Source organism: Kitasatospora sp. NPDC047058, assembly GCF_040643935.1.
Classification (GTDB): Bacteria; Actinomycetota; Actinomycetes; order Streptomycetales; family Streptomycetaceae; genus Kitasatospora.
In genome coordinates, this window is sequence record NZ_JBEYVJ010000043.1 from 18,316 (window position 1) to 38,669 (window position 20,354).

Annotated in this window: 18 protein-coding genes and 2 tRNA genes; 11 read left to right on the forward strand and 9 right to left on the reverse strand. The window is 74.1% G+C overall.

The annotated features are described in order from the left end of the window. Positions 1 to 132 precede the first annotated feature (132 nt). The 3 genes from ABZ885_RS09615 (at position 133) to ABZ885_RS09625 (ending at position 2,960) form a co-directional block, all read left to right on the forward strand. Positions 133 to 930 (forward strand): carbon-nitrogen family hydrolase, encoded by a 798-nt coding sequence (locus ABZ885_RS09615; protein ID WP_360185594.1) that lies wholly within the window; start codon positions 133 to 135, stop codon positions 928 to 930. Positions 931 to 1,117: 187 nt separating this feature from the next. Continuing rightward, positions 1,118 to 2,200: a GntR family transcriptional regulator gene (locus tag ABZ885_RS09620; RefSeq protein ID WP_360185597.1), complete on the forward strand. Its 1,083-nt coding sequence runs from the start codon at positions 1,118 to 1,120 to the stop codon at positions 2,198 to 2,200. A 112-nt stretch (positions 2,201 to 2,312) separates the two neighbouring features. After that, the gene (locus ABZ885_RS09625; protein WP_360185600.1) at positions 2,313 to 2,960 is read left to right on the forward strand and encodes a hypothetical protein; all 648 of its coding nucleotides are present in this window, start codon (positions 2,313 to 2,315) and stop codon (positions 2,958 to 2,960) included. Between the two features lie 57 nt (positions 2,961 to 3,017). Here the strand turns inward: ABZ885_RS09625 and ABZ885_RS09630 are convergent, their stop codons facing one another. Beyond that, on the reverse strand, positions 3,018 to 3,803 hold the full coding sequence (locus tag ABZ885_RS09630; protein WP_360185602.1) for an SLATT domain-containing protein: 786 nt from the start codon (positions 3,801 to 3,803) through the stop codon (positions 3,018 to 3,020). Between the two features lie 462 nt (positions 3,804 to 4,265). Between ABZ885_RS09630 and purD the strand changes: the two genes are divergently transcribed. From purD to ABZ885_RS09650, 4 genes are all read left to right on the forward strand, one after another. Further along, the gene (gene purD / locus ABZ885_RS09635; protein ID WP_360185605.1) at positions 4,266 to 5,516 is read left to right on the forward strand and encodes a phosphoribosylamine--glycine ligase; all 1,251 of its coding nucleotides are present in this window, start codon (positions 4,266 to 4,268) and stop codon (positions 5,514 to 5,516) included. 543 nt (positions 5,517 to 6,059) lie between these two features. After that, complete coding sequence (locus ABZ885_RS09640; RefSeq protein WP_360185607.1) at positions 6,060 to 7,643, forward strand: hypothetical protein; 1,584 nt, start codon at positions 6,060 to 6,062, stop codon at positions 7,641 to 7,643. A 227-nt stretch (positions 7,644 to 7,870) separates the two neighbouring features. Further along, the gene (locus ABZ885_RS09645) at positions 7,871 to 9,412 is read left to right on the forward strand and encodes a N,N-dimethylformamidase beta subunit family domain-containing protein (RefSeq protein ID WP_360185610.1); all 1,542 of its coding nucleotides are present in this window, start codon (positions 7,871 to 7,873) and stop codon (positions 9,410 to 9,412) included. Between the two features lie 100 nt (positions 9,413 to 9,512). Beyond that, positions 9,513 to 10,412 (forward strand): phosphoribosylaminoimidazolesuccinocarboxamide synthase, encoded by a 900-nt coding sequence (locus tag ABZ885_RS09650; protein WP_360185613.1) that lies wholly within the window; start codon positions 9,513 to 9,515, stop codon positions 10,410 to 10,412. A gap of 28 nt (positions 10,413 to 10,440) precedes the next feature. Here the strand turns inward: ABZ885_RS09650 and ABZ885_RS09655 are convergent, their stop codons facing one another. From ABZ885_RS09655 to ABZ885_RS09685, 7 genes are all read right to left on the reverse strand, one after another. Next, a complete protein-coding gene (locus ABZ885_RS09655; RefSeq protein WP_360185616.1) occupies positions 10,441 to 11,061 on the reverse strand; it encodes a response regulator transcription factor in 621 nt (206 codons plus the stop codon). Between the two features lie 25 nt (positions 11,062 to 11,086). Next, positions 11,087 to 12,310: a sensor histidine kinase gene (locus tag ABZ885_RS09660; protein ID WP_360185619.1), complete on the reverse strand. Its 1,224-nt coding sequence runs from the start codon at positions 12,308 to 12,310 to the stop codon at positions 11,087 to 11,089. A 93-nt stretch (positions 12,311 to 12,403) separates the two neighbouring features. After that, positions 12,404 to 13,237 carry an ABC transporter permease gene (locus ABZ885_RS09665; RefSeq protein WP_360185622.1) on the reverse strand — a complete coding sequence of 278 codons (834 nt, stop codon included), beginning with the start codon at positions 13,235 to 13,237 and terminating at the stop codon, positions 12,404 to 12,406. Next, positions 13,234 to 14,244 carry an ABC transporter ATP-binding protein gene (locus ABZ885_RS09670; RefSeq protein ID WP_360185625.1) on the reverse strand — a complete coding sequence of 337 codons (1,011 nt, stop codon included), beginning with the start codon at positions 14,242 to 14,244 and terminating at the stop codon, positions 13,234 to 13,236. The genes ABZ885_RS09665 and ABZ885_RS09670 overlap by 4 nt, the downstream gene beginning before the upstream one ends. Before the next feature lie 174 nt (positions 14,245 to 14,418). Then, positions 14,419 to 14,494, reverse strand: a tRNA-Gly gene (locus ABZ885_RS09675). Positions 14,495 to 14,533: 39 nt separating this feature from the next. Next, positions 14,534 to 14,606: transfer RNA gene (locus ABZ885_RS09680), tRNA-Gly, on the reverse strand. Between the two features lie 142 nt (positions 14,607 to 14,748). Then, positions 14,749 to 15,066, reverse strand: a complete 318-nt coding sequence (locus tag ABZ885_RS09685; RefSeq protein WP_238860361.1) for an Lsr2 family protein — start codon at positions 15,064 to 15,066, stop codon at positions 14,749 to 14,751. Positions 15,067 to 15,533: 467 nt separating this feature from the next. Here ABZ885_RS09685 and purS point away from each other — a divergent pair, with 467 nt between their 5' ends. The 4 genes from purS to ABZ885_RS09705 all read left to right on the forward strand — a co-directional run bounded on the left by purS (position 15,534) and on the right by ABZ885_RS09705 (position 19,654). After that, positions 15,534 to 15,788, forward strand: coding sequence for a phosphoribosylformylglycinamidine synthase subunit PurS (purS, locus tag ABZ885_RS09690; protein ID WP_148643885.1), 255 nt, complete (start codon positions 15,534 to 15,536; stop codon positions 15,786 to 15,788). Beyond that, complete coding sequence (gene purQ, locus ABZ885_RS09695) at positions 15,785 to 16,465, forward strand: phosphoribosylformylglycinamidine synthase subunit PurQ (protein ID WP_360185629.1); 681 nt, start codon at positions 15,785 to 15,787, stop codon at positions 16,463 to 16,465. The genes purS and purQ overlap by 4 nt, the downstream gene beginning before the upstream one ends. Then, entirely contained in the window at positions 16,465 to 18,720 is a 2,256-nt protein-coding gene (gene purL / locus ABZ885_RS09700) for a phosphoribosylformylglycinamidine synthase subunit PurL (RefSeq protein ID WP_360185631.1), read from the forward strand. The genes purQ and purL overlap by 1 nt, the downstream gene beginning before the upstream one ends. 106 nt (positions 18,721 to 18,826) lie before the next feature. Continuing rightward, a complete protein-coding gene (locus ABZ885_RS09705; protein WP_360185634.1) occupies positions 18,827 to 19,654 on the forward strand; it encodes a sterol carrier family protein in 828 nt (275 codons plus the stop codon). Positions 19,655 to 19,687: 33 nt separating this feature from the next. Here ABZ885_RS09705 and ABZ885_RS09710 read toward each other — a convergent pair. Continuing rightward, on the reverse strand, positions 19,688 to 20,354 hold a 667-nt coding region (locus ABZ885_RS09710), incomplete at its 5' end, for a DUF3152 domain-containing protein (protein ID WP_360185637.1).

Consider the following 20,354-nt stretch of genomic DNA (forward strand, 5'->3'; position numbering starts at 1 on the left):
CCTGACCTCGGGGTCGGCCGGGTTCGTCCGGCTTCCGGGCGCGCACGCTAACCGCACGTTACGCTGCCGGGTGAGAGCAGGGCAGTGCTTTCGGGTGACGATCGTAGGACTCTTGCCGTGGACGGTGGTACTGTGCGCGCTTCATTGATCCAACTCGCGGTCTCCGACACCGAGCCGCCCGCCGAGCGCCGGGCTCGCGCGGCCGCCCTGGTCCGGGCGCAGCAGGGCGCCGACCTGGTCGTCCTCCCGGAGCTGTGGGCGCTGGGCGGCTTCGCGTACGACCTCTGGTCGGACGGCGCCGAGGCCCTGGACGGGCCGACCTCGGACGCGATGGCGGCGGCCGCGAAGGCGGCCGGGGTCTGGCTGCACGCCGGGTCGGTCGTCGAGCGCGACCCCGACGGGCCGATCTACAACACCTCGCTGCTGTTCGCCCCGGACGGCGAACTGGTGCACACCTACCGCAAGGTGCACCGCTTCGGCTTCGACAGCGGCGAGGCGGTGGTGATGGGCGCCGGGCAGGAGATCGTCACCGCCGTCACCGACTTCGGCACGCTGGGCCTGGCCACCTGCTACGACCTGCGGTTCCCGGAGCTGTTCCGGGCGCTGCTGGACGCGGGCGCCCAGTTGCTGGTGATCCCGGCGGCCTGGCCGGCGAAGCGGCGTGAGCACTGGACGGTGCTGAACCGGGCCCGTGCGATCGAGGAGCAGGCCTACGTGCTGGCCTGCAACACGGCGGGCACGCACGGCGGGGTCGAGCAGGCCGGGCACAGCATCGTGGTGGACCCGTGGGGCCGGGTGCTGGCCGAGGCGGGTCCGGGCGAGGAGGTGCTGACGGTGGAGTTCGACCCGGCCGAGGTGGCCAAGGCCCGTGCCGACTTCCCGGTCCACCGGGACCGGCTGCTGGGCATCCCGGCTCCGGTCCAGCGCTGAGGCGTCCGCCGGCTCCGGCGCCGGGACCGGCGGACGCGGCCCAGGTGGGCGGGTGACGGTGGTTGTCACCGGGGGCGCCCGCGCTGCGGCGGCATCTTTTGAGAAGATGAGCGTTCGTCGTGTTCCAGCGTTCTTCGCCGGTCTGTCCCCGGGACGGCCGCCAGCCCGCCCCGAGGAGGTCGCGCGCATGTCCGGTGCCGGCGCAGGCGACGCCCGCCCCGTCATCCACCGCAACAGCCTCCGTGAGCAGATCGCGGGCGCGCTGCGCGAGGAGATGATGGCCGGCCGGCTGGCCGCCGGGCGCAACTTCACCGTCAAGGAGATCGCCGAGCTGTACGGGGTCTCGGCGACGCCGGCCCGCGAGGCGCTGGTCGACCTGGGCGCGCAGGGTCTGCTCCGGACCGAGCACCACCGGGGCTTCACGGTGCCGGAGTTCGGCTGGGACGACTTCCTGGAGATCTTCGAGTCCCGGGTGCTGCTCACCGACAGCTACTTCCGCCAGCTCGCCGTCCGGCAGGCCCTGCCGGACACGGCCGTCCGGATGCCCTCGCTGCGCCGGCGGGCGGACGCGGCCGTGCGGGCGGCCCGGTCCGGGAACCTGGACGTGATGGTGGGCTGTGACCGCCGGTTCTGGCAGGAGATGGCCGGGCTGCTCGGCAACCGCCGGATCGGCGACTACCTCGACTGGCTGCGGGTGCAGTCCTGGATGTTCGCCGCGCCCTACCTGCGGGCGATGCCGAAGCTGGGCGGGGTCTGCTGGGACCGGCACCCGGAACTGGTGGACGCGGTCGCGGCCGGCGACCTGGCCGGCGCGCACCGGATCGTCTGCGAGTACAACCTGTTCACCGTCCGGCTGCTGGCCGGGCTGGCCGGGCAGCCGGTGGAGTCGGCCGGCGTCCTGCCGCTGCTGATCGCGGGCGCCGGACCGGCGGAGCCCGCGGCGGAGGTGCCCCCGGCCACGGACGGGCCCGGGGCGGACGGCCCCCGCACGGACGGACCCGGAACGGACGGGCCGGCCCCGGAGCGGGCCCCGGCCGGGGCGGCCGGGACGGACGGCGGGCCTGCGAGCGGTGCCGCGGAGGGCGGCCGGGGCCGGGGCCGGGACCGCGAGCTGGGCCGGGAACTCGGCCGTGAGCTGGGGCTGGGCCTGGGCCTGGTGCCGCAGCCGCGTTCGGTGCCGTACGGGCGGTTCAACCGCCGGCTGCCCGAGCCGCCGTCCGGCCACCTGCCCGAGGGACGGCCCGACCCGCACCGCGCGCCGGGCCGGTAGGGTGGGCGGTCGTCGTCCCGGGCGGTCCCTGCACCGACTCCCCGGGTGCGATCCGTCCGCCCGCCGTTCGCCCCGCGAACGGCCCCGCCGCCCGGAGAGGAAGAGCCGGCCCATGGCCTGCGACCTCTGGCTCGTCCCGCTCGTGGACGTGCTGAGCCACAGCCCCGACAACCCCTTCCGGGACGATCTCGCGCTCTACAACGCCGTGCTGACCTCGCGCGGGCTGCCCGAGGTGCCGGTCTACCAGTACGTGCCGGGGATCAGCGGCGCGGTCGAGCCGATAGCCGCCTTCGACTACGACTCGCTGCACTTCCTGCGCCGCGCCTACCTGCTGGGGCTGACCGGCCTGGACATCACGCCGGTGGACGCGCTCGGCGGCGACTACGAGCAGCTGCTGGAGATGTTCGAGAGCAGCGCGGAACAGTCGCACCTGGTCTGGCACTTCGACCACGCCGGGGCGTACGTGCCGATCGAGTTCGCGGTGCCGCTGGTGGACGAGGCGCTGCTGTCCGCGGGCGGCCCGCTGGGCTCCAGCCACGGGCTGCTGCGCGAACTGCAGGCGGTCGCCCCGGCCCTGGGCATCGACCCGCTCAACCCGCCGGACCCGACCCGGCCGCTCGGCCCGACCGGGCTGGAGCAGCCGTTCGGCCCACCGCTGGACGACCTGCACCCCTTCGCCCGGGAGCGGCACGCCTGGGCGGGCCTGTACGCGGCGGCCACCCGCAGCCTCACCCAGGGCTCGATGATCGTCTTCGCCTGAGCCGCACCCTCTCGGACGCCCGGACGCCCGTACGCCCGCGAGCCGCACGCCCGCGCCTCAGCGCAGCGGGCCCTCCGGCGGCCGCTGGCGCGGCATGGTGGGCCGGGTGCCCGGCGGCGGCAGGATCCGCACCTGGGCGCCCCCGCTCGTCTCGTTCCGGCCGCCCCAGCTGCCCGCGGCCTGGGTGGGCAGCTGGGTCATGCCGGCGCGGAACTCCAGCATCCACTCCGAGGTCTCGGTGCGGACCATGTCCGAGACGTCCTCGCAGAACCGCCGCAGCACCCCGAGGCAGCGCTCGGCCGCCTCGCCCGCGGTGCCCTCGGTGGGGCCGAGCACCTCCCGCACGCACTCCGACGCCCAGTCGAACTGGAAGGCCTCCAGCCGGCGCTGCAGCGCCTGGGCGGTGGAGACGTCCCGCATCCAGCCGGAGGTCAGCCCGAACATCCGGTCCGCGCCGTAGCAGGCGGCCGAGAGCGCCAGGCCGACGTAGCCCCAGCTGGTGGCGTGCGCGACGGTGCCGGTGAGGTCGACCAGCGGCGCGGTGACCCCACCGACCGCGAAGCCGGCCGAGCCGAACCGCAGCAGCCGGGCCCAGCGGCGCTTCCAGACCCGGTCCCGCCGGTACCAGTCGATCGCCTCCACGGCCCGCTCCTCGGACCAGCGGTAGAGCTCCTCCAGCCGCTCGGCGGGCTCGCCCCAGTCGCCCAGCGGGAACTGGCGGGTGCTCAGATCGGTCCGGCGGCGGGTGGACGCCGGGCGCGCGACCGTCGCGGCGGGCTGGTCCTCCTCGCCGATCTCCTTGCCCCAGGCACTCTCCTCGGGCTGCATTTCCGGCTGGCTCACCTGTGGGGCTCCCTGTGGCGGGCGGACTGCTGGGTCTGACGGCGCGTCGCCCTGACGCGCCATCGGCCTGACGGGCCGTGGAACGCCGGGGGGACGCATCGGACGCGCGACGCCCCGGGGACGAGTCTGGCGTGTCCGGGGGTGTCGCACCGGCCGCGGCCGGTGGTGGTCCAACAGCACTTCTTACCGCCAAATGGCTGACCGTGGGGGCGCTTCGCCAATGATCGTTACCGGATCCGCGCACCGGAACCCGAGGTGAGCGGGTTGCGGCGGTCGGCGGGATTTCACCCGTCCGAGCGAGGCCCCGGTGACCCGCCGTCCTGACCCGGACACCCGGAGTCGATCTCCGGTGCCGCGGATTGGAGGATCCTCCTACTCCGGCAGCGTACGGAGCGCTTTCGCTGGAGGTTCCGACGGGACCGGAGAGCAGCCTGAACCGGCCACCGACTACCCTTGCCAACCGTGAAGGTCCTCGTCATCGGCGGCGGCGCCCGCGAACACGCCCTGTGCCGCTCTCTGTCCCAAGATCCCGCCGTGACCGAGCTGCACTGCGCCCCGGGCAACGCCGGGATCGCGCAGGTGGCGACGGTCCACCCGGTCGACCAGCTGGACGGCGCGCAGGTCGCGGCGCTCGCCCGGCGGCTCGACGCCGGGCTGGTCGTGGTCGGCCCGGAGGCCCCGCTGGTCGCGGGCGTCGCCGACGCCGTGCGCGCCGCCGGCGTCCCGGTCTTCGGCCCGTCCGCCCGGGCCGCCCGTCTGGAGGGCTCGAAGGCCTTCGCCAAGGACGTGATGGCCGCGGCCGGCGTGCCCACGGCCCGCTCCTACGTGTGCACCACCGTCGAGGAGGCGGCCGAGGCGCTGGACGCCTTCGGTGCGCCCTACGTGGTCAAGGACGACGGCCTGGCCGCCGGCAAGGGCGTCGTGGTCACCTCCGACCGCGAGGCCGCGCTGGCCCACGCCGCCTCCTGCGAGAGGGTGGTGATCGAGGAGTACCTGGACGGCCCCGAGGTCTCGCTCTTCGCCATCACCGACGGCACCACCGTCGTCCCGCTCCAGCCCGCGCAGGACTTCAAGCGCGCGCTGGACGGCGACGAGGGCCCGAACACCGGCGGCATGGGCGCCTACTCGCCGCTGCCGTGGGCGCCCGAGGGCCTGGTCGAGGAGGTCCTGGAGACCGTCCTGCAGCCGACCGTGGACGAGCTGCGCCGCCGCGGCACCGAGTTCTCCGGCCTGCTCTACGCGGGTCTGGCGCTGACCTCCCGCGGCACCCGCGTGATCGAGTTCAACGCCCGCTTCGGCGACCCGGAGACCCAGGTCGTGCTGGCCCGGCTGCGGACCCCGCTGGCGGCCGTCCTGCACGCCTCCGCCACCGGCACGCTGGACCAGCTGGAGCCGCTGCGCTGGGACGAGGGCGCCGCCGTCACCGTGGTCGTCGCCTCCGAGGGCTACCCGGCCGCGCCGCGCACCGGAGACCCGATCGAGGGCCTGGCCGAGGCCGAGGCCGCCGACGGCACCGCGTACGTGCTGCACGCCGGCACCCGGGCGGGCGAGGACGGCGAGGTGCTCAGCGCCGGCGGCCGCGTCCTCTCGGTCACCGCGACCGGCGCCGACCTGGCCGAGGCCCGCACCCGCGCCTACGACGCGCTGGGCCGGATCGGCCTCAAGGGCGGGCAGCACCGCACCGACATCGCGCTCAAGGCCGCCGGCCGGTAGGCGGTTCCGGCGCTCCGCGGGGCGCTGCGTCCGAGGGGAAACAACCCCCATGGACGCAGCGCCCCGCGGCGTTTCGGGGGGCGGTGGGCCGGGAGCCGTTCCGGCAACCGACGCACCGTTCGGCGGCCGGAATCCAGCCCATCGAGTGACAGCACCCGCATCCGGCTGACGTAGCCGGGCGCCCGGCCTTATGGTGCGCTGGTCCGCAGTGCCCAGGGCCGCGCCGCTCGCGGCCGCCGCCGGGTAGCGGCGGTCACGTGGGGGGATGCTGGACGGCGTCCGGCCGGGCGGGCACGCACGACCGCTTCGCACGGCGTCCCGGCGCGGTCGTCCGGATTCCGGCCGACGTCACCGGGACGAGTGGAAACCGTCGGGATCCGGAACACCCACCCGGGTGCGGGCGTCGAAAATGTCAGAAGCGCCACACAGCATGTACTACCGGGGATCGGACGTCACCGTTTCCCAGTCGGAAGTGATCGTTTCGAGTCGGCTCAGGGCCCCGTCAACGGATGCCCGAGGGCTCCGAAGGGGGTGCCGCACCGTATGGCCGCTGTCGACACCGCGCGCGCTCATGCCCAGGCGGTCCTGCGGGTCCGTGGTCTCGCCCTCGCCGCCGCCGCACTGCCCGCGGCCGTCGCGGTGGTGCTGCTCGCGGGCCGGTTCACCGGCCGGCTCGGTGCGCCCGGCGCCCCCGACGCCGCCGCCTGGGACGCCGTCCGCTGGGCGGTCTGCGCGGTCGCCGCCGCCACCCTGCTGGTGGCCGGGCTGGCCGCCCGGGCCCACCGCCGGGCCGTCCCGCCGCAGACCCCGGCCGTCCCGCTGGAGCGGGCCGAGGCCCCCGAGCTGTACCGGCTGATCGACGAGCTGGCCGACCGGCTGGACGTCCCCGCGCCGTCCGCGATCGCGCTCACCCCGGACTGCGACAGCTGGCTGGAGGACCTCCCGCCGGCCCGCCCGGCCGACCGCCGGGCCCGGCGCGCCGCACACCACCACCCGCCCGCGCCGGTGCTGGTGATCGGCTCGCCCTTCCTCTGGTGGATGCGGGCCGGCGAGCTGCGCGCCCTGCTCGCCCCGGTGGTGGCCGGCACCGCGGCCGCCGCCGACCCGGACATCGCCGCCGCCCGCCGCTTCCTGCGCGGTCTGGACGCCAGCCTGGACCCGGCCCCCGCCGCCGGGCCGGCCGGGACCGGCGGGCCCGCCGCACCCGGCACGCCGCGCACCGGCCGCCGCGGCCCGGCCGGCCTGACCGACCGGATCACCCGCCGGCTGCTCGGCGCCTGCCGCGCGCACTCCGCCGAGCTGGAGCGGGCCGTCGCCGGCTGGGCCTCCGAGCAGGCCCGCGCGGTCGACTACGGCCTGCGGATCGCCGCCCAGGAGCAGGTCGGCCTGGCCTACGCAGGCTGGGACCGGCTGCTCACCCGGGTCGCGCTGCCCGCCTGGCGGCTCGGCCGGCACCCCGTCCACCTCAACGCCGGCGTGGTCGCCGCGCTCACCGAGCTGTCCCGGCGCGACCGGCTGGCCGACGGCTACGGCAGCCGGCTCGGCGACCGCCCCGCCTGCGACCTGCTGGAGGAGCCCGGCGCGGTCGACGAGGCGGTCTCGCTGCTCGCCGCCGAGCTGTTCTTCGGCCGGCCCGCCTCCGGCAGCTGGCGCGAGCTGGACTGGGCCGACTACCCGGCCGAGGTGGTCGACGCCGGCTGGCGCAGGCGGGCCGCCGCCCTGCAGTCGGCCCTGGACCGGGCGGCCCCGCAGGCCCGCCCCGGCGCCCCGACCCTCACCCGGCTGCTGGCCCGGCTCGCCGAGGGCGACGGCGAGCCGCTGGCCGCCGCGCTCACCGCCCAGCTGGCCCGCACCACGGCCCCCGCACCCCTGCTCGAACCCGTCCGCACCGGGCGCGACCTGCTGGCCGACCACGTGACCGCGATGGTCTGCTGCGCCGCCGTCGACACCGCCGGGGCCACCCCGGGCCTGGACTGGCTGGACGGCCCGGTGCTGCTGATCGGCGGCGTCCGCCGGACCGACCTGGCCGCCCCGGTGGCCCAGGCCGTGGAACAGGGCCAGGACGGTCCGCTGCGCGCCTGGCTGGACGCCGCCGAGGTCCGCCTGGAGAAGCCGGTCCGGCTCTGACCGGAGTGATCGAAGAGGGCGCTCGCCGCCCGGGCTCGCGCCCCCGGACCGGCCGGGGGCGGCGGGTCTCCGCAGGCCGGAGGCCTTCCGCGGGCCGACCGGAAGATTCACCGCCACTAGTTGCTACCGTTGGGTGACACAGCGCCAGCACTCTGTGGTGTATTAGACCGCACGCACATCCGGTGGGCACGTGCCAGCCGGCGGAGGTGCACCTGTGGGAGGGGCGCGTGGGGACGGAACTCAACCGCCGCTGGGAGTCCGGGACGCACGCGTACAGCGTCTCCGACCCCTTCGGCCAGGGCCCGCTGCCCTGGCTGCGCAGCCCCGACCAGTACCTCGCGGGCGCCGGGGGCACCGTGCCCTGGTACGTCTCGGTGGACGCGCCGGGCCAGCAGCCGCTGGCCGCCGGCGTCCGGCCGCCCAAGCCGCCGGTCGGCACCCCGCAGGGCGCCAACGACGTGGTGCAGCAGATCAAGGGCTTCGCCTCGGCCGGCACCGTCCGCCCCGGCGGCTCGGTGGACTTCCGGGTCACCGTCAACCCGCCCCGCGAGTTCACCGTCGACGTCTACCGGATCGGCCACTACGGCGGCGACGGCGCCCACCACATGACGTCCAGTCCGCTGATCGCCGGGCTGGCCCAGCCCGCCCCGCTGGTGGCCGGCCGGACGGTCTCCTGCCACCACTGGTGGCACTCCTGGCGGCTGCAGATCCCGGCCCACTGGCAGCCCGGCGCCTACGTCGCCGTGCTGACCACCGGCGACATGCTGCACCGCAGCCACATCCCCTTCACCGTGCGGGACTTCGAGGACCGCGCACACGCCGCCGAGCTGCTGCTGGTGCTCCCCGACGTGACCTGGCAGGCGTACAACCTGTTTCCCGAGGACGGCCGCAGCGGCGCCAGCCTCTACCACGCCTGGGACGACCGGGGCCGGCTGGTCGGCGAGCCGGAGGCGGCCGTCACCGTCTCCTTCGACCGCCCGCACGCCACCGCCGGACTGCCGCTGCACGTCGGCCACGCCTACGACTTCATCCGGTGGGCCGAGCGGTACGGCTACGACCTCTCCTACGCCACCGCCACCGACCTGCACGCCGGCCTGGTCGACCCGGCCCGGCACAAGGCGCTGGTCTTCCCCGGCCACGACGAGTACTGGTCCGAGCCGATGCGCCGGGCCGCCGAACGGGCCCGCGACGGCGGCACCTCGCTGGTCTTCCTCTCCGCCAACACCATGTACTGGCGGGTCGAGCTGAGCCCGGCCCCCTCCGGCGAGCCCAACCGGCTGCTCAACTGCCGCAAACGGCAGAAGGTCCAGCCCGGCAGCCCGGCCGCCGGGGTGCCCGGCGCCGCCAGCGCGCTCTGGCGGGACGCCGGAGAGCCCGAGCAGCACCTGCTCGGTGTGCAGTACTCGGGCCGGGTCGCCGCCCCCGTCCCGCTGGTCGCCCGGCACACCGCGCACTGGCTCTGGGACGGCACCGGCGTCCAGGAGGGGGACGAGCTGCCCGGGCTGGTGGCCGGCGAGGCGGACCGCTACTACCCCAAGGTGGCGCTGCCCGAGCACACCGAGCGGGTGCTGCTCGCCCACTCCCCGTACCGGGATCCCGGCGGCCGCACCCGCTACCAGGAGACCTCGCTCTACCGGGCCCCGAGCGGCGCGTACGTCTTCGCCGCCGGCACCTTCGCCTGGTCACCCGCGCTGGACCGGCCCGGACTCACCGACGAGCGGATCCAGCGGGCCACCGCCAACCTGCTGGACCGGCTCTGCAAGAACTGACCGGAGCGGGCCGGGCCGGGCGGGCGTGAAAGACTGCAAGGGCAGTGACCTCCCCTTTCGCGCCCCACGCCCGCGAACGACCCCTGAGGACTGAGACACCTTGAGCGGATTTGTCACGAAGCCCGAGCCGGTCCAGGTACCCGGCCTGGTCCACCTGCACACCGGCAAGGTGCGCGACCTCTACCGCACCGGGTCCGGGGAGCTGGTGATGGTCGCCAGCGACCGCACCTCCGCCCACGACTGGGTGCTCCCGAACGAGATCCCCGACAAGGGCCGCGTCCTCACCCAGCTCTCGCTGTGGTGGTTCGAGCGGATCGCCGACATCGTGCCCAACCACGTGATCTCCACCGAGGTCCCGGCCGGCGCCCCCGCCGACTGGACGGGCCGCACCCTGGTCTGCCGCAGCCTGGACATGATCCCGGTCGAGGCCGTCGCCCGCGGCTACCTGGCCGGCTCCGGCCTGAGCGAGTACGAGGAGAGCCGGACGGTCTGCGGCATCGCCCTGCCGGAGGGCCTGGTGAACAGCTCCGAGCTGCCCGCCCCGATCTACACCCCGGCGCTCAAGGCCGAGGTCGGCGAGCACGACGAGAACGTCCCCTACGAGGAGACCGCCCGCCGGATCGGCGCCGAGCTCGCCAACCAGCTGCGCCGCACCACCCTGGACGTCTACGCCCGGGCCCGGGACATCGCCCGCGAGCGCGGCATCATCCTGGCCGACACCAAGTTCGAGTTCGGCCTGCTGGACGGCGGGCTGGTGATCGGCGACGAGGTGCTCACCCCGGACTCCTCCCGGTACTGGCCGGCCGACGAGTGGCAGCCCGGCCGCTCGCAGCCGTCCTTCGACAAGCAGCTCATCCGCGACTGGCTGGTCTCCCCGGCCTCCGGCTGGGACCGCTACAGCGAGGAGCCGCCGCCGGCCCTGCCCGACGAGGTCGTCGAGCAGTCCCGGGCCAAGTACATCGAGGTGTACGAGCGGCTGACCGGCACCACCTGGGCCTGACGACCGCGGTGGCGCCCGCGGGCCCGGCTCAGATCCAGCCGTGCTCGCGGGCGATCCGCACCGCCGCGTGGCGGTTCTCGGCGCCCAGCTTGCCGGCCGCCGAGGAGAGGTAGTTGCGGACCGTCCCCTGGGAGAGCGACGCACGCGCGGCGATCTCCGCGATCGAGGTGCCGTGGGCGGCCAGCTCCAGCACGTCCGTCTCGCGCGGGGTCAGCGGCGTCTCGCCGGCGCTGATCGCGTCCGCCGCCAGTTCCGGGTCGACGTACCGGCCGCCCGCCCGCACGGTGCGGATGATCCCGGCGAGGTCCGCCGCCGAGACGGTCTTCGGCAGGAAGCCGCGCACCCCGACCTCCAATGCCCGCTTGAGGTAGCCCGGGCGGCCGTGGCCGGTCACGATCATGGTCCGGCAGTCCGGCAGCATCCGGCGCAGTTCGGTGGCCACCTCGATGCCGTCCAGCCCGGGCATCTGGAGGTCCAGCACCGCGATGTCCGGGCGGTGCGCCGAGGCCATCGCCACCGCCTCCGGGCCGGAGGCGGCCTGGGCGACCACGTCGATGTCGTCCTCCAGGGAGAGCAGCGCGGCCAGCGCACCCCGGATCAGGTGCTCGTCGTCGGCGAGCAGGACGCGGACGGTCGCGGTGTCGGTCATCGGCGGGGCCTTCCTGGGAGCGGGTTCAGACGGGGACGCTGGCGAGCAGCCGGAAGCTGCCCGGCCCGGTGTCCGGGACGGTCAGCTCGCCGTCGTGGGCGGCCAGCCGCTCGCGCAGGCCGTGCAGCCCGGTCCCGCTGCCCTGGGAGGGGATCGGGACGGCCGGCACCCCGTCATTCTCCAGCTCCAGCACCGCCCGGTCGCCGTCCCGGCGCAGCCGGATCGTGCAGCGGCCCGCCTCGCTGTGCCGCAGCACGTTGGTGGTGGCCTCGCGGATCACCCAGCCGAGCACCGACTGGACCTCGGCCGGCAGCGCGTCGGCCTCCTCGCCGAGGTCGATCTCGCAGGCCACGTCGGCGGAACGGAGCACCGCCCGGGCGCCGATCGCCTCCGCGTGCAGGCCCGCCGTGCGGTAGCCGCGGACCACGTCCCGGACCTCGCGCTGGGACTCCTGGGCGATCTTCTGCACCTCGGCCATCTGGTCGGCGGCCTCCGGCCGGCCGCGCCGGGCCAGCTGGACGGCCAGTTCGCTCTTCAGCGCGATGGTGGTGAGGTTGCGGCCCATCACGTCGTGCAGGTCGCGGGAGAACCGCAGCCGCTCCTCGGCGACGGCCAGCCGGGCCTGCGCCTCGCGGGCCGCGTCCAGCTCCCAGACCACCGACTGCAGCCAGGCGAAGCTGCGGCAGCTGCACCCGACGAGGGTCATGCCGACCACGGTGAAGAAGAGCGTCCCGGCGACGGTGGCCGGGTCGATGCCCACCAGGAGCATGGCCGGCGCGATGGCCAGCACGCCGGTCAGCCCGGCCGGGGCCGACCACCGCGGCGGCAGCCCGATGGAGACCGGGCCGAAGGCCGAGAAGAGGATGGTGCTCGTGTAGGCGGCGCTGAACGGGAGCGGGTCCGGTCCCGCGCCGACACGTGGTCCGAGCAGCAGGACCGCCCAGCAGCCCGCCACCGCGACGGCGCCGTTCAGGGCGAGCCAGCGACGGTGGTCGGAGGGCCGCTTGAGGTAGTGGTCCACCGAGGTCCGGTAGGCACGCAGGGTGGTCAGCGTCAGGGCGAGGCCGATCACCAGCGCGACCCGGGCGGCGTCCCGGTAGCCCTGGTTCTCCGCGGTGGAGGTGTTGCTGAGCAGGCTGATCGGCAGCGGGACGAGCGCCATCAGGTAGAGCGACCAGCGGAGGTAGAGCTCGGAGCGCTGCGGCTTGCTGGAGCTCCGCCACCTGCGCACCGGATTCACGACACCCATCTGCTCCGCTCCCCGTCCGGCCATGATCGTGTTGAGGCCTTCCTATCAGAGGCGGGACGGGGGCGGGGCCTTCGCTCCGCCCCGTCGGACGGGTCAGCGGCGCGGCTCCCAGCGGAAGTAGCGGACGGCGCCCCAGACGGCGAGCGCCAGCCAGACGGAGCCGGTGACCAGGTGCGGGGCGGCGGCGGCCCAGCTGCCGGCGAAGCCGGTGGGGGCGGCGGAGCCGTCGGTGCCGAACCAGCCGACGCGGACCAGCTGGAAGGCCGGGGTGGTGGGCAGCAGGCGGCAGACGTCGGCGACCCGGTCGGGCATGACCTCCAGCGGGAAGAACAGGCCGGAGCCGAACTGGGTGAGCAGCAGGACCGGCATGGTGGTGATGCCCGCGCTCTCGACGGTCCTGGTGAACGCGCTGGAGATGGCGGCCAGGGCCATCAGGGTGCCGACGACCAGGACCAGCCCGACGGCCAGCAGCAGCGGGTTGACCGGCGCGGTGAGGTCGAGCACGGAGGCGCCGGCCACGCCGATCACGGTGCACATCAGCAGGGCGAGGCCGACCGAGGGCACCGCGGTGCCGGCCAGGATCTCGGCGTCCCGGGCCTCGCCGGTGCGCAGCCGCTTGAGCACCAGCTCGCCGCGGCGGGCCACGTAGGCCGCGGTCAGGTTGTAGTAGACGACGAAGGCCAGCACCATCCCGACGGCGCCGTTGACCAGCAGCGAGTCGACGTCGAGGCCGGGGTTGTCCTTGGCCTGCTGGTCGAGGACGTTCTTCAGCCCGAAGACCAGCAGCACCGGCAGCAGCAGGGCGGTGAACAGCGCGGTCCGGTTGCGCAGCAGCAGGACGGCCTCGGCGCGGCCGAGCGCGAGCAGGCGGCGGGTGGCGGTGCTCCGCGGGCCGGAGGGGGCGGAGGAGACGACGGCGGTGGTCATCGGGCGAGTCCGATCAGGCGGCGGCGGGCGGAGGGGGCGGTGGGGGTGTCGGCCGGCGGCGGTCCCTCCAGGGCCGCCTCGGAGGCGATGGCGAGGAAGGCCTCCTCCAGCGAGGCGCTGCGGGCGTCGAGGGCGCCGAGCGCGATGCGGTGCTGGTCGGCCCAGCCGAGCAGCTCGGTGAGGGTGGCCTGGAGGCGCGGGGTCTGCACGGTGATCTTCCGGCCGTCCGCGACCACCTGGGCCCCGGCCAGCGCCGGGAGCGAGGCCCCGGTGTACTCGGGGAGTTCGAAGGTGATCCGGGAGGGGCGGCCGGCGATCACCTCGGCCACGGTGCCGGTGGTGACGACCCGGCCGCCGTGCATGATGGCCAGCCGGTCGGCCAGCTCCTCGGCCTCCTCCAGGTAGTGCGTGGTGAGCAGCACCGTGGTGCCCTGGGCGCGCAGCTCGCGGACCAGCCGCCAGACGGCGGCGCGGGCCTCCGGGTCGAGGCCGGTGCTGGGCTCGTCCAGGAAGAGCACCTCGGGCCGGCCGAGCAGGGCCATCGCCAGGTCGAGCCGGCGGCGCTCGCCGCCGGAGAGCTGCTTGACCCGGACCTTGCGGCGGGCGCTCAGGCCGACCAGCTCCAGCGCCTCGTCCAGCGGGCGGGCGTGGCTGGTCATCCCGGCCCAGGAGCGGCCGGTCTCGGCGACGGTGAGGTCCCCGGGGAAGCCGCCCTCCTGGAGCATGATGCCGATCCGGGGGCGGACGGTGGCCCGCTCGCGGTACGGGTCGTGGCCGAGGACCCGGACCCGGCCGCCGGTCGGGGCGGCGAGGCCCTCGATCAGCTCCATGGTGGAGGTCTTGCCGGCGCCGTTGGTGCCGAGCAGTGCGAACAGCTCGCCCCGGCCGACGGAGAGGTCGACGCCGCGCACCGCGTGGTAGCCGGTGGTGCCGGAGCCGTAGCGGCGGTGGAGGTCGGTGACCTCGATCACGGGTTCGCCGGGGAAGGGGAGCTGGCTCGTTTCCATGCCTCAAGCCTTCCGCCGCCGGGGCGCCGCGGGCAGTGCGCGCCGTCATGAGAAGGGGATGCACCGGCACGGGTCGGCGATGACAAATGTCATCGGCCGGAAGCGGGCGGTCCGGCCGGGAATGCCGGGCGGGAAACGCCGAAGGGCCCTCTCGATCGAGAGGGCCCTTCGTACTGGAGCGGACGACGAGATTCGAACTCGCGACCCTCACCTTGGCAAGGTGATGCTCTACCAACTGAGCCACGTCCGCAGGACAAGATATTGAGTTGTGCTGTGCTCGCGCACTGCGAGCGGACGACGAGATTCGAACTCGCGACCCTCACCTTGGCAAGGTGATGCTCTACCAACTGAGCCACGTCCGCACGGTGCCTGGTGGGGCACCGGCCGCCTCTTCGGATCTCTCCGTTGCGGCGACGAGGAATACTCTACAGCATCCGTCGGGGTGGTCGCCCCACCCTTTCGGTGCAGGTGGGACGACCGGGCCCCGCGGCGGTCCGGCAGGGGTCAGTTCGCCTCGGCGAACGCCTCGTACACGTGCTTGGGGATGCGGCCCCGGGCGGGCAGCTCCATGCCGCGCGACTGGGCCCAGGCGCGCACGGCGGCCGGGTCCGGGGTGAGCGCGGTGCGCCGGAAGGACTTTCCGGTACGGCTCTGGCGGCGGCCGGCCGCGACGAACGGGGCGAGGGCCTCCCGCAGCTTTTCCGCATTGTCCAGGGACAGGTCGATCTCGTAGGACTTCCCGTCGACGCCGAAGTGGACGGTTTCCGCGGCGGCGCCGCCGTCCAGGTCGTCGGAGAGCGTGACGACTACACGCTGAGCCATGGGTGTCAATCCTCTCGGGCAATTCGGCCGAAGGGCGCGGGGTGCGCTCCCGTGGCCTGCTGTGCACCACACGCGCAAGGGCATACGGGCAGGCCTGATGGCGTGCCGGATACGCAGCACTTGCCGCGGCAGGTGGCCCTATTCTGCACCCGAAGCGGGTCGAAATCGAAGAGTCCGGCTTTCTTTTCCGGATATTCACGTGTCTTCGCCGCTGTGCCGGATACCGGCGCTCCGGGCTGGCCGATCTGTCCCGGAGTGCCGGTATTCGGGTGCTCTTCGGCCGTTCTCCTTCGGGGCGCCGAATCCGGGGAAATGGGGCGCCCGCCGGACCGGCCCGGGGCCCCGGAACCCTTGGTACGTAAGGGTCCCGGGTCTACGCGCGTCGCCCGCCCCGGCCAGCAATCGGACCCGAAACCCCCGGTAGTCTGGAGTTCCCCCGCCTCACGAAGACACCACCGGGAGTGCCAGTGGCACGCGTCGTAGTCGACGTCATGCTCAAGCCGGAGATCCTCGACCCCCAGGGACAGGCGGTGCAGCGTGCACTGCCCCGTCTCGGTTTCACCGGGATCGCCGACGTCCGCCAGGGCAAGCGTTTCGAGCTGGAGCTGGAGGGCCCGGTCGATGACGCCGCGCTCGCCCGTATCCGCGAAGCCGCCGAGACCTTTCTCGCCAACACCGTGATCGAGGACTTCACCGTCCACATCGAGGAGGAGGGCAAGTGACCACCCGCGTCGGCGTCGTCACTTTCCCCGGCTCGCTCGACGACCGTGACGCCCAGCGTGCGGTCCGGCTCGCCGGCGCCGAGCCGGTGGCCCTCTGGCACCGTGACAAGGATCTCCACCAGGTCGACGCGGTCGTCCTGCCGGGCGGATTCAGTTACGGCGACTATCTGCGCGCGGGCGCCATCTCGCGCTTCTCGCCGGTGATGGAGAGCATCATCGAGCAGGCGAAGCTGGGAATGCCGGTCCTCGGCATCTGCAACGGCTTCCAGGTGCTGACCGAGTCCCACCTGCTGCCCGGGGCCATGCTCCGCAACAACCACCTCCACTTCATCTGCCGCGAACAGAAGCTGCGGGTGGAGAATGCGGGCACCGCCTGGACCGTCGATTACCAGGCGGGGCAGGAGATTTACATCCCGCTGAAGAACATGGACGGCCGCTACACCGCGGACGCGCGCACCATCGACGAGCTGGAGGCCGAGGGCCGGGTGGTTTTCCGCTACCTGGACGTCAACCCCAACGGCTCGATCAACGACATTGCCGGCATCACCAACGCCGCCGGGAACGTCGTCGGCCTGATGCCGCACCCGGAGCACGCGGTGGAGCCGCTCGTCGGTACCGGTGGCACCGACGGTCTGGGCTTCTTCACTTCCGTACTGAAGCAGCTGGTGAACGCCTGATGAGCCTCGACACCGTCAAGAACGCCGAGCAGACCCCGGACGCCGCCCAGCCCTGGGCCGAACTCGGCCTCAAGGAGGACGAGTACGCGCGCATCCGCGAGATCCTCGGCCGCCGTCCGACCGGCGCCGAGCTCGCGATGTACTCCGTCATGTGGTCGGAGCACTGCTCGTACAAGAGCTCCAAGGTCCACCTGAAGCAGTTCAGCGAGAAGAAGCCGCAGAGCGACGCGATGCTCGTCGGCATCGGCGAGAACGCCGGTGTGGTCGACGTCGGCCAGGGCTACGCGGTCACCTTCAAGGTCGAGTCGCACAACCACCCGTCGTACATCGAGCCCTACCAGGGCGCGGCCACCGGCATCGGCGGCATCGTGCGCGACATCCTGGCGATGGGCGCCCGCCCGGTCGCGGTGATGGACCCGCTGCGGTTCGGCGCGGCCGACCACCCGGACACCCGGCGCGTGCTGCCCGGGATCGTCGCGGGCATCGGCGGCTACGGCAACTGCCTGGGCCTGCCGAACATCGGCGGCGAGGTCGTCTTCGACTCCTGCTACCAGGGCAACCCGCTGGTCAACGCGCTCTGCGTGGGCGTGATGAAGCACGAGGACATCCACCTCGCGCAGGCCTCCGGCGCCGGCAACAAGGTCATCCTGTACGGCGCCCGCACCGGCGGCGACGGCATCGGCGGCGTCTCGGTGCTCGCCTCCGAGACCTTCGACGACACCAAGCCGACCAAGCGCCCGGCGGTCCAGGTCGGCGACCCGTTCCAGGAGAAGCTCCTGATCGAGTGCACCCTGGAGATCTTCCGGGAGAAGCTCGTCAAGGGCATCCAGGACCTCGGCGGCGCCGGTCTGTCCTGCGCCACCAGCGAGCTGGCCTCGGCCGGCTCCGGCGGCATGCGGATCGACCTCGACACCGTGCACCTGCGCGACAACACGCTCTCGCCCGAGGAGATCCTCATGAGCGAGTCGCAGGAGCGCATGTGCGCCATCGTCGAGCCCGGCAAGGTCGCCCGCTTCCTGGAGATCTGCGAGAAGTGGGACGTCATCGCCAACGTCATCGGTGAGGTGACCGACGGCGAGCGCCTGGAGATCTTCTGGCACGGCGAGCTGGTGGTCGACGTGCCGCCGCGCACCGTCGCCCACGAGGGCCCGACCTACCACCGCCCGTACGCCCGCCCGAGCTGGCAGGACGCGCTGCAGGCCGACGCCCCGAGCGCCGGCCGGCTGGCCCGCCCGACCACCGGCGAGGGCCTGAAGGCCGACCTGCTCAAGGTCGCCGGCTCGCCGAACCAGGCCTCCAAGGCCTGGATCACCGACCAGTACGACCGGTTCGTCATCGGCAACACCGTGCTGGCCACCCCCGAGGACTCGGGCATGATCCGGATCGACGAGGAGACCAACCTCGGCGTCTCGGTCGCCACCGACGGCAACGGCCGCTACGCCAAGCTGGACCCGTACACCGGTGCCCAGCTGGCCCTGGCCGAGGCGTACCGCAACGTCGCGGCCGGCGGTGCCAAGCCGCTCGCCGTCTCCGACTGCCTCAACTTCGGCTCCCCCGAGGACCCGGACGTGATGTGGCAGTTCGCCGAGGCGACCCGCGGTCTGGCCGACGCCTGCCTGGCGCTCGGCACCCCGGTCACCGGCGGCAACGTCTCGCTGTACAACCAGACCGGCGAGGTCGCCATCCACCCGACCCCCGTGGTCGCGGTGCTCGGCGTCATCGACGACGTCACCCGGCGTACCCCGATCGGCTTCGCCGAGGAGGGCCAGCTGCTCTACCTGCTCGGTGACACCGAGGACGAGCTCGGCGGCTCGGCCTGGTCGCAGGTGGTCCACGACCACCTCGGCGGTCTGCCGCCGAAGGTCGACCTGGACCGCGAGAAGCTGCTCGGCGACATCCTGATCGCCGCCTCGCGCGACGGCATGATCGACGCCGCGCACGACCTCTCCGACGGCGGCCTGGGCCAGGCGCTGGTGGAGAGCTGCCTCAAGGGCGGCCACGGCGCTCGGGTCATCGTGCCCGAGGGCATGGACCCGTTCGTGTTCCTGTTCTCCGAGTCGGCCGGCCGCGCGGTCGTCGCGGTGCCGCGCAGCGAGGAGCTCCGGTTCAACGACATGTGCACCGCGCGCGGCCTGCCGGCCACCCGCATCGGGGTGGTCGACGGTGACGTCCTGGACGTCCAGGGCCAGTTCACGGTCTCGCTGGCCGAGCTGACGGACGCCCACACCGGCGTGATCGAGGCTCTGCTCGGCTGATCCCCGCCGCGGACCGGGTCGTCGCGACCCGGCGGCGGGCCGGTGACCGCCCCGAGGGGCGGACGGTTCGAACGGACCGTCCGCCCCTCGGCGTATGTTGGGGCGCATGCCTCCCAAGTCCCGTACCTACCAGCCGGGGAAGGTCCGCGCCGCACTGGCGGGGCAGGCCGCCGCGCTGCGTGACACCGTCGACGAGCTCTGCGCCCGCCCGGACGCCGGGGACCTGCTCGCCCGGCCCACGCGGCTGGGGGAGTGGACGGTGCGTGAGCTGATCGCCCATCTCGCCGTCCAGATCGACTGGGTGCCCGCGCACCTCGACGACCCGCTGGAGGGCCGGCCGCCGCTGGACCTGCTCGGGTGGGTGGCCGCGGTCGGCACGGTCGCGCCGCTGCTCGACGAGCAGGCGAGGGCGAAGGCCGCGGCGGAGTTCGGCGGGGACCCTTCCTCGGTGGCGGAGGCGTTCCGGGAGGCCACGGCCCGGCTGGCCGGCACCGTGGCCGGGGCCGGCGCCCACGACCCGGGCCGCCGGTTCGAGATCCGGCTCGGCTCGATGCTGCTCACGGACATGTTGGTGACCCGGCTGGTGGAGACGGTCGTGCACGCCGACGACCTGGCCGACGCGACGGGCCTCCCGGCCTTCCCGCACGACCGCCAGGCCCTCGCCGCCGTCACCCGGCTGCTGGCCGACGCGCTGGCCGACCGCGCCCCCGGCGGCGCGGTCGAGCTGCGGGTGCCGCCGTACGCGGTGGTGCAGGCCGTGGCGGGGCCGCGGCACACCCGGGGCACGCCGCCGAACGTGGTCGAGACCGACCCGCTGACCTGGATCCGGCTCGCCACCGGCCGGACCGGCTGGGCGGACGCGGTGGACGCCGCCGCGGTCTCCGCCAGCGGGGAGCGGAGCGACCTGCGGGAGTACCTGCCGCTGCTGGGCTGACGGGCGGGGGCGGTCCGGGCCCCGTGGCCGCGGCTACGGCACCGAGGGGCCGCCGAGGTAGGTGCCGTCCGCCGTGTACGGCCAGGCGTTGGGCGCGCAGCCCTTGAGCCCGTAGATCTGCTGCATCATCGCGGGCGCGGGCTTGCCCTTGCCGGGGCAGGTCTCGTGCCCGTGGCCGATCCGGTGCCCGACCTCGTGGTTGACGATCAGCGCCCGGTACTCCTCGATCGGGCCGCTGAACTGCGGTGACCCGGTGTTCCAGCGCTTGATGTTGACCAGCACCTGGTCGCCGACGTTGCAGTTCACCTCGCCGTGGGTGTCGAGGCCGGCCGCGCCGCAGATCTTGTCGACGGTGCCCGGCGAGGCGATCTTGACGGTGAAGTCGTACGCGCCGCCCGCCACCAGCTGGAAGCCGTTCCTGCGGTCGTTGGTCCAGCCCCGCTTGTCGGCCAGGATGCCCTGGATCTGGGCGGCGGCCGCCGCGGGGTCGATCCCGATGCCCTCCTCGACCTCGACCCGGTAGCGGCGGACGGGACCCTTGCCGACGGGTGCGGCCGCGCCGGGGGCGACGGTGAAGGTGCCCGAGCCCTTGCTGGGGCCCGGGTGCCCGGCACGCCCGGGCCGGCCTACGGCGCGGGGGACGGCGTCGGCTTCCTGCACGTCCCGGCGATGGGCAAGGACTACCAGGTGCTGATCCGGA

What these genes read in the sequence shown, in the direction of transcription:
- ABZ885_RS09660 (WP_360185619.1), bottom strand. Translation starts at nt 12,310, where the DNA reads ATGGGTGTCGTGAATCCGGTGCGCAGGTGGCGGAGCTCCAGCAAGCCG.
- ABZ885_RS09620 (WP_360185597.1), top strand. Translation starts at nt 1,118, where the DNA reads ATGTCCGGTGCCGGCGCAGGCGACGCCCGCCCCGTCATCCACCGCAAC.
- ABZ885_RS09655 (WP_360185616.1), bottom strand. Translation starts at nt 11,061, where the DNA reads ATGACCGACACCGCGACCGTCCGCGTCCTGCTCGCCGACGACGAGCAC.
- ABZ885_RS09685 (WP_238860361.1), bottom strand. Translation starts at nt 15,066, where the DNA reads ATGGCTCAGCGTGTAGTCGTCACGCTCTCCGACGACCTGGACGGCGGC.
- ABZ885_RS09640 (WP_360185607.1), top strand. Translation starts at nt 6,060, where the DNA reads ATGGCCGCTGTCGACACCGCGCGCGCTCATGCCCAGGCGGTCCTGCGG.
- ABZ885_RS09670 (WP_360185625.1), bottom strand. Translation starts at nt 14,244, where the DNA reads ATGGAAACGAGCCAGCTCCCCTTCCCCGGCGAACCCGTGATCGAGGTC.
- ABZ885_RS09665 (WP_360185622.1), bottom strand. Translation starts at nt 13,237, where the DNA reads ATGACCACCGCCGTCGTCTCCTCCGCCCCCTCCGGCCCGCGGAGCACC.
- purL (WP_360185631.1), top strand. Translation starts at nt 16,465, where the DNA reads ATGAGCCTCGACACCGTCAAGAACGCCGAGCAGACCCCGGACGCCGCC.
- ABZ885_RS09625 (WP_360185600.1), top strand. Translation starts at nt 2,313, where the DNA reads ATGGCCTGCGACCTCTGGCTCGTCCCGCTCGTGGACGTGCTGAGCCAC.
- ABZ885_RS09705 (WP_360185634.1), top strand. Translation starts at nt 18,827, where the DNA reads ATGCCTCCCAAGTCCCGTACCTACCAGCCGGGGAAGGTCCGCGCCGCA.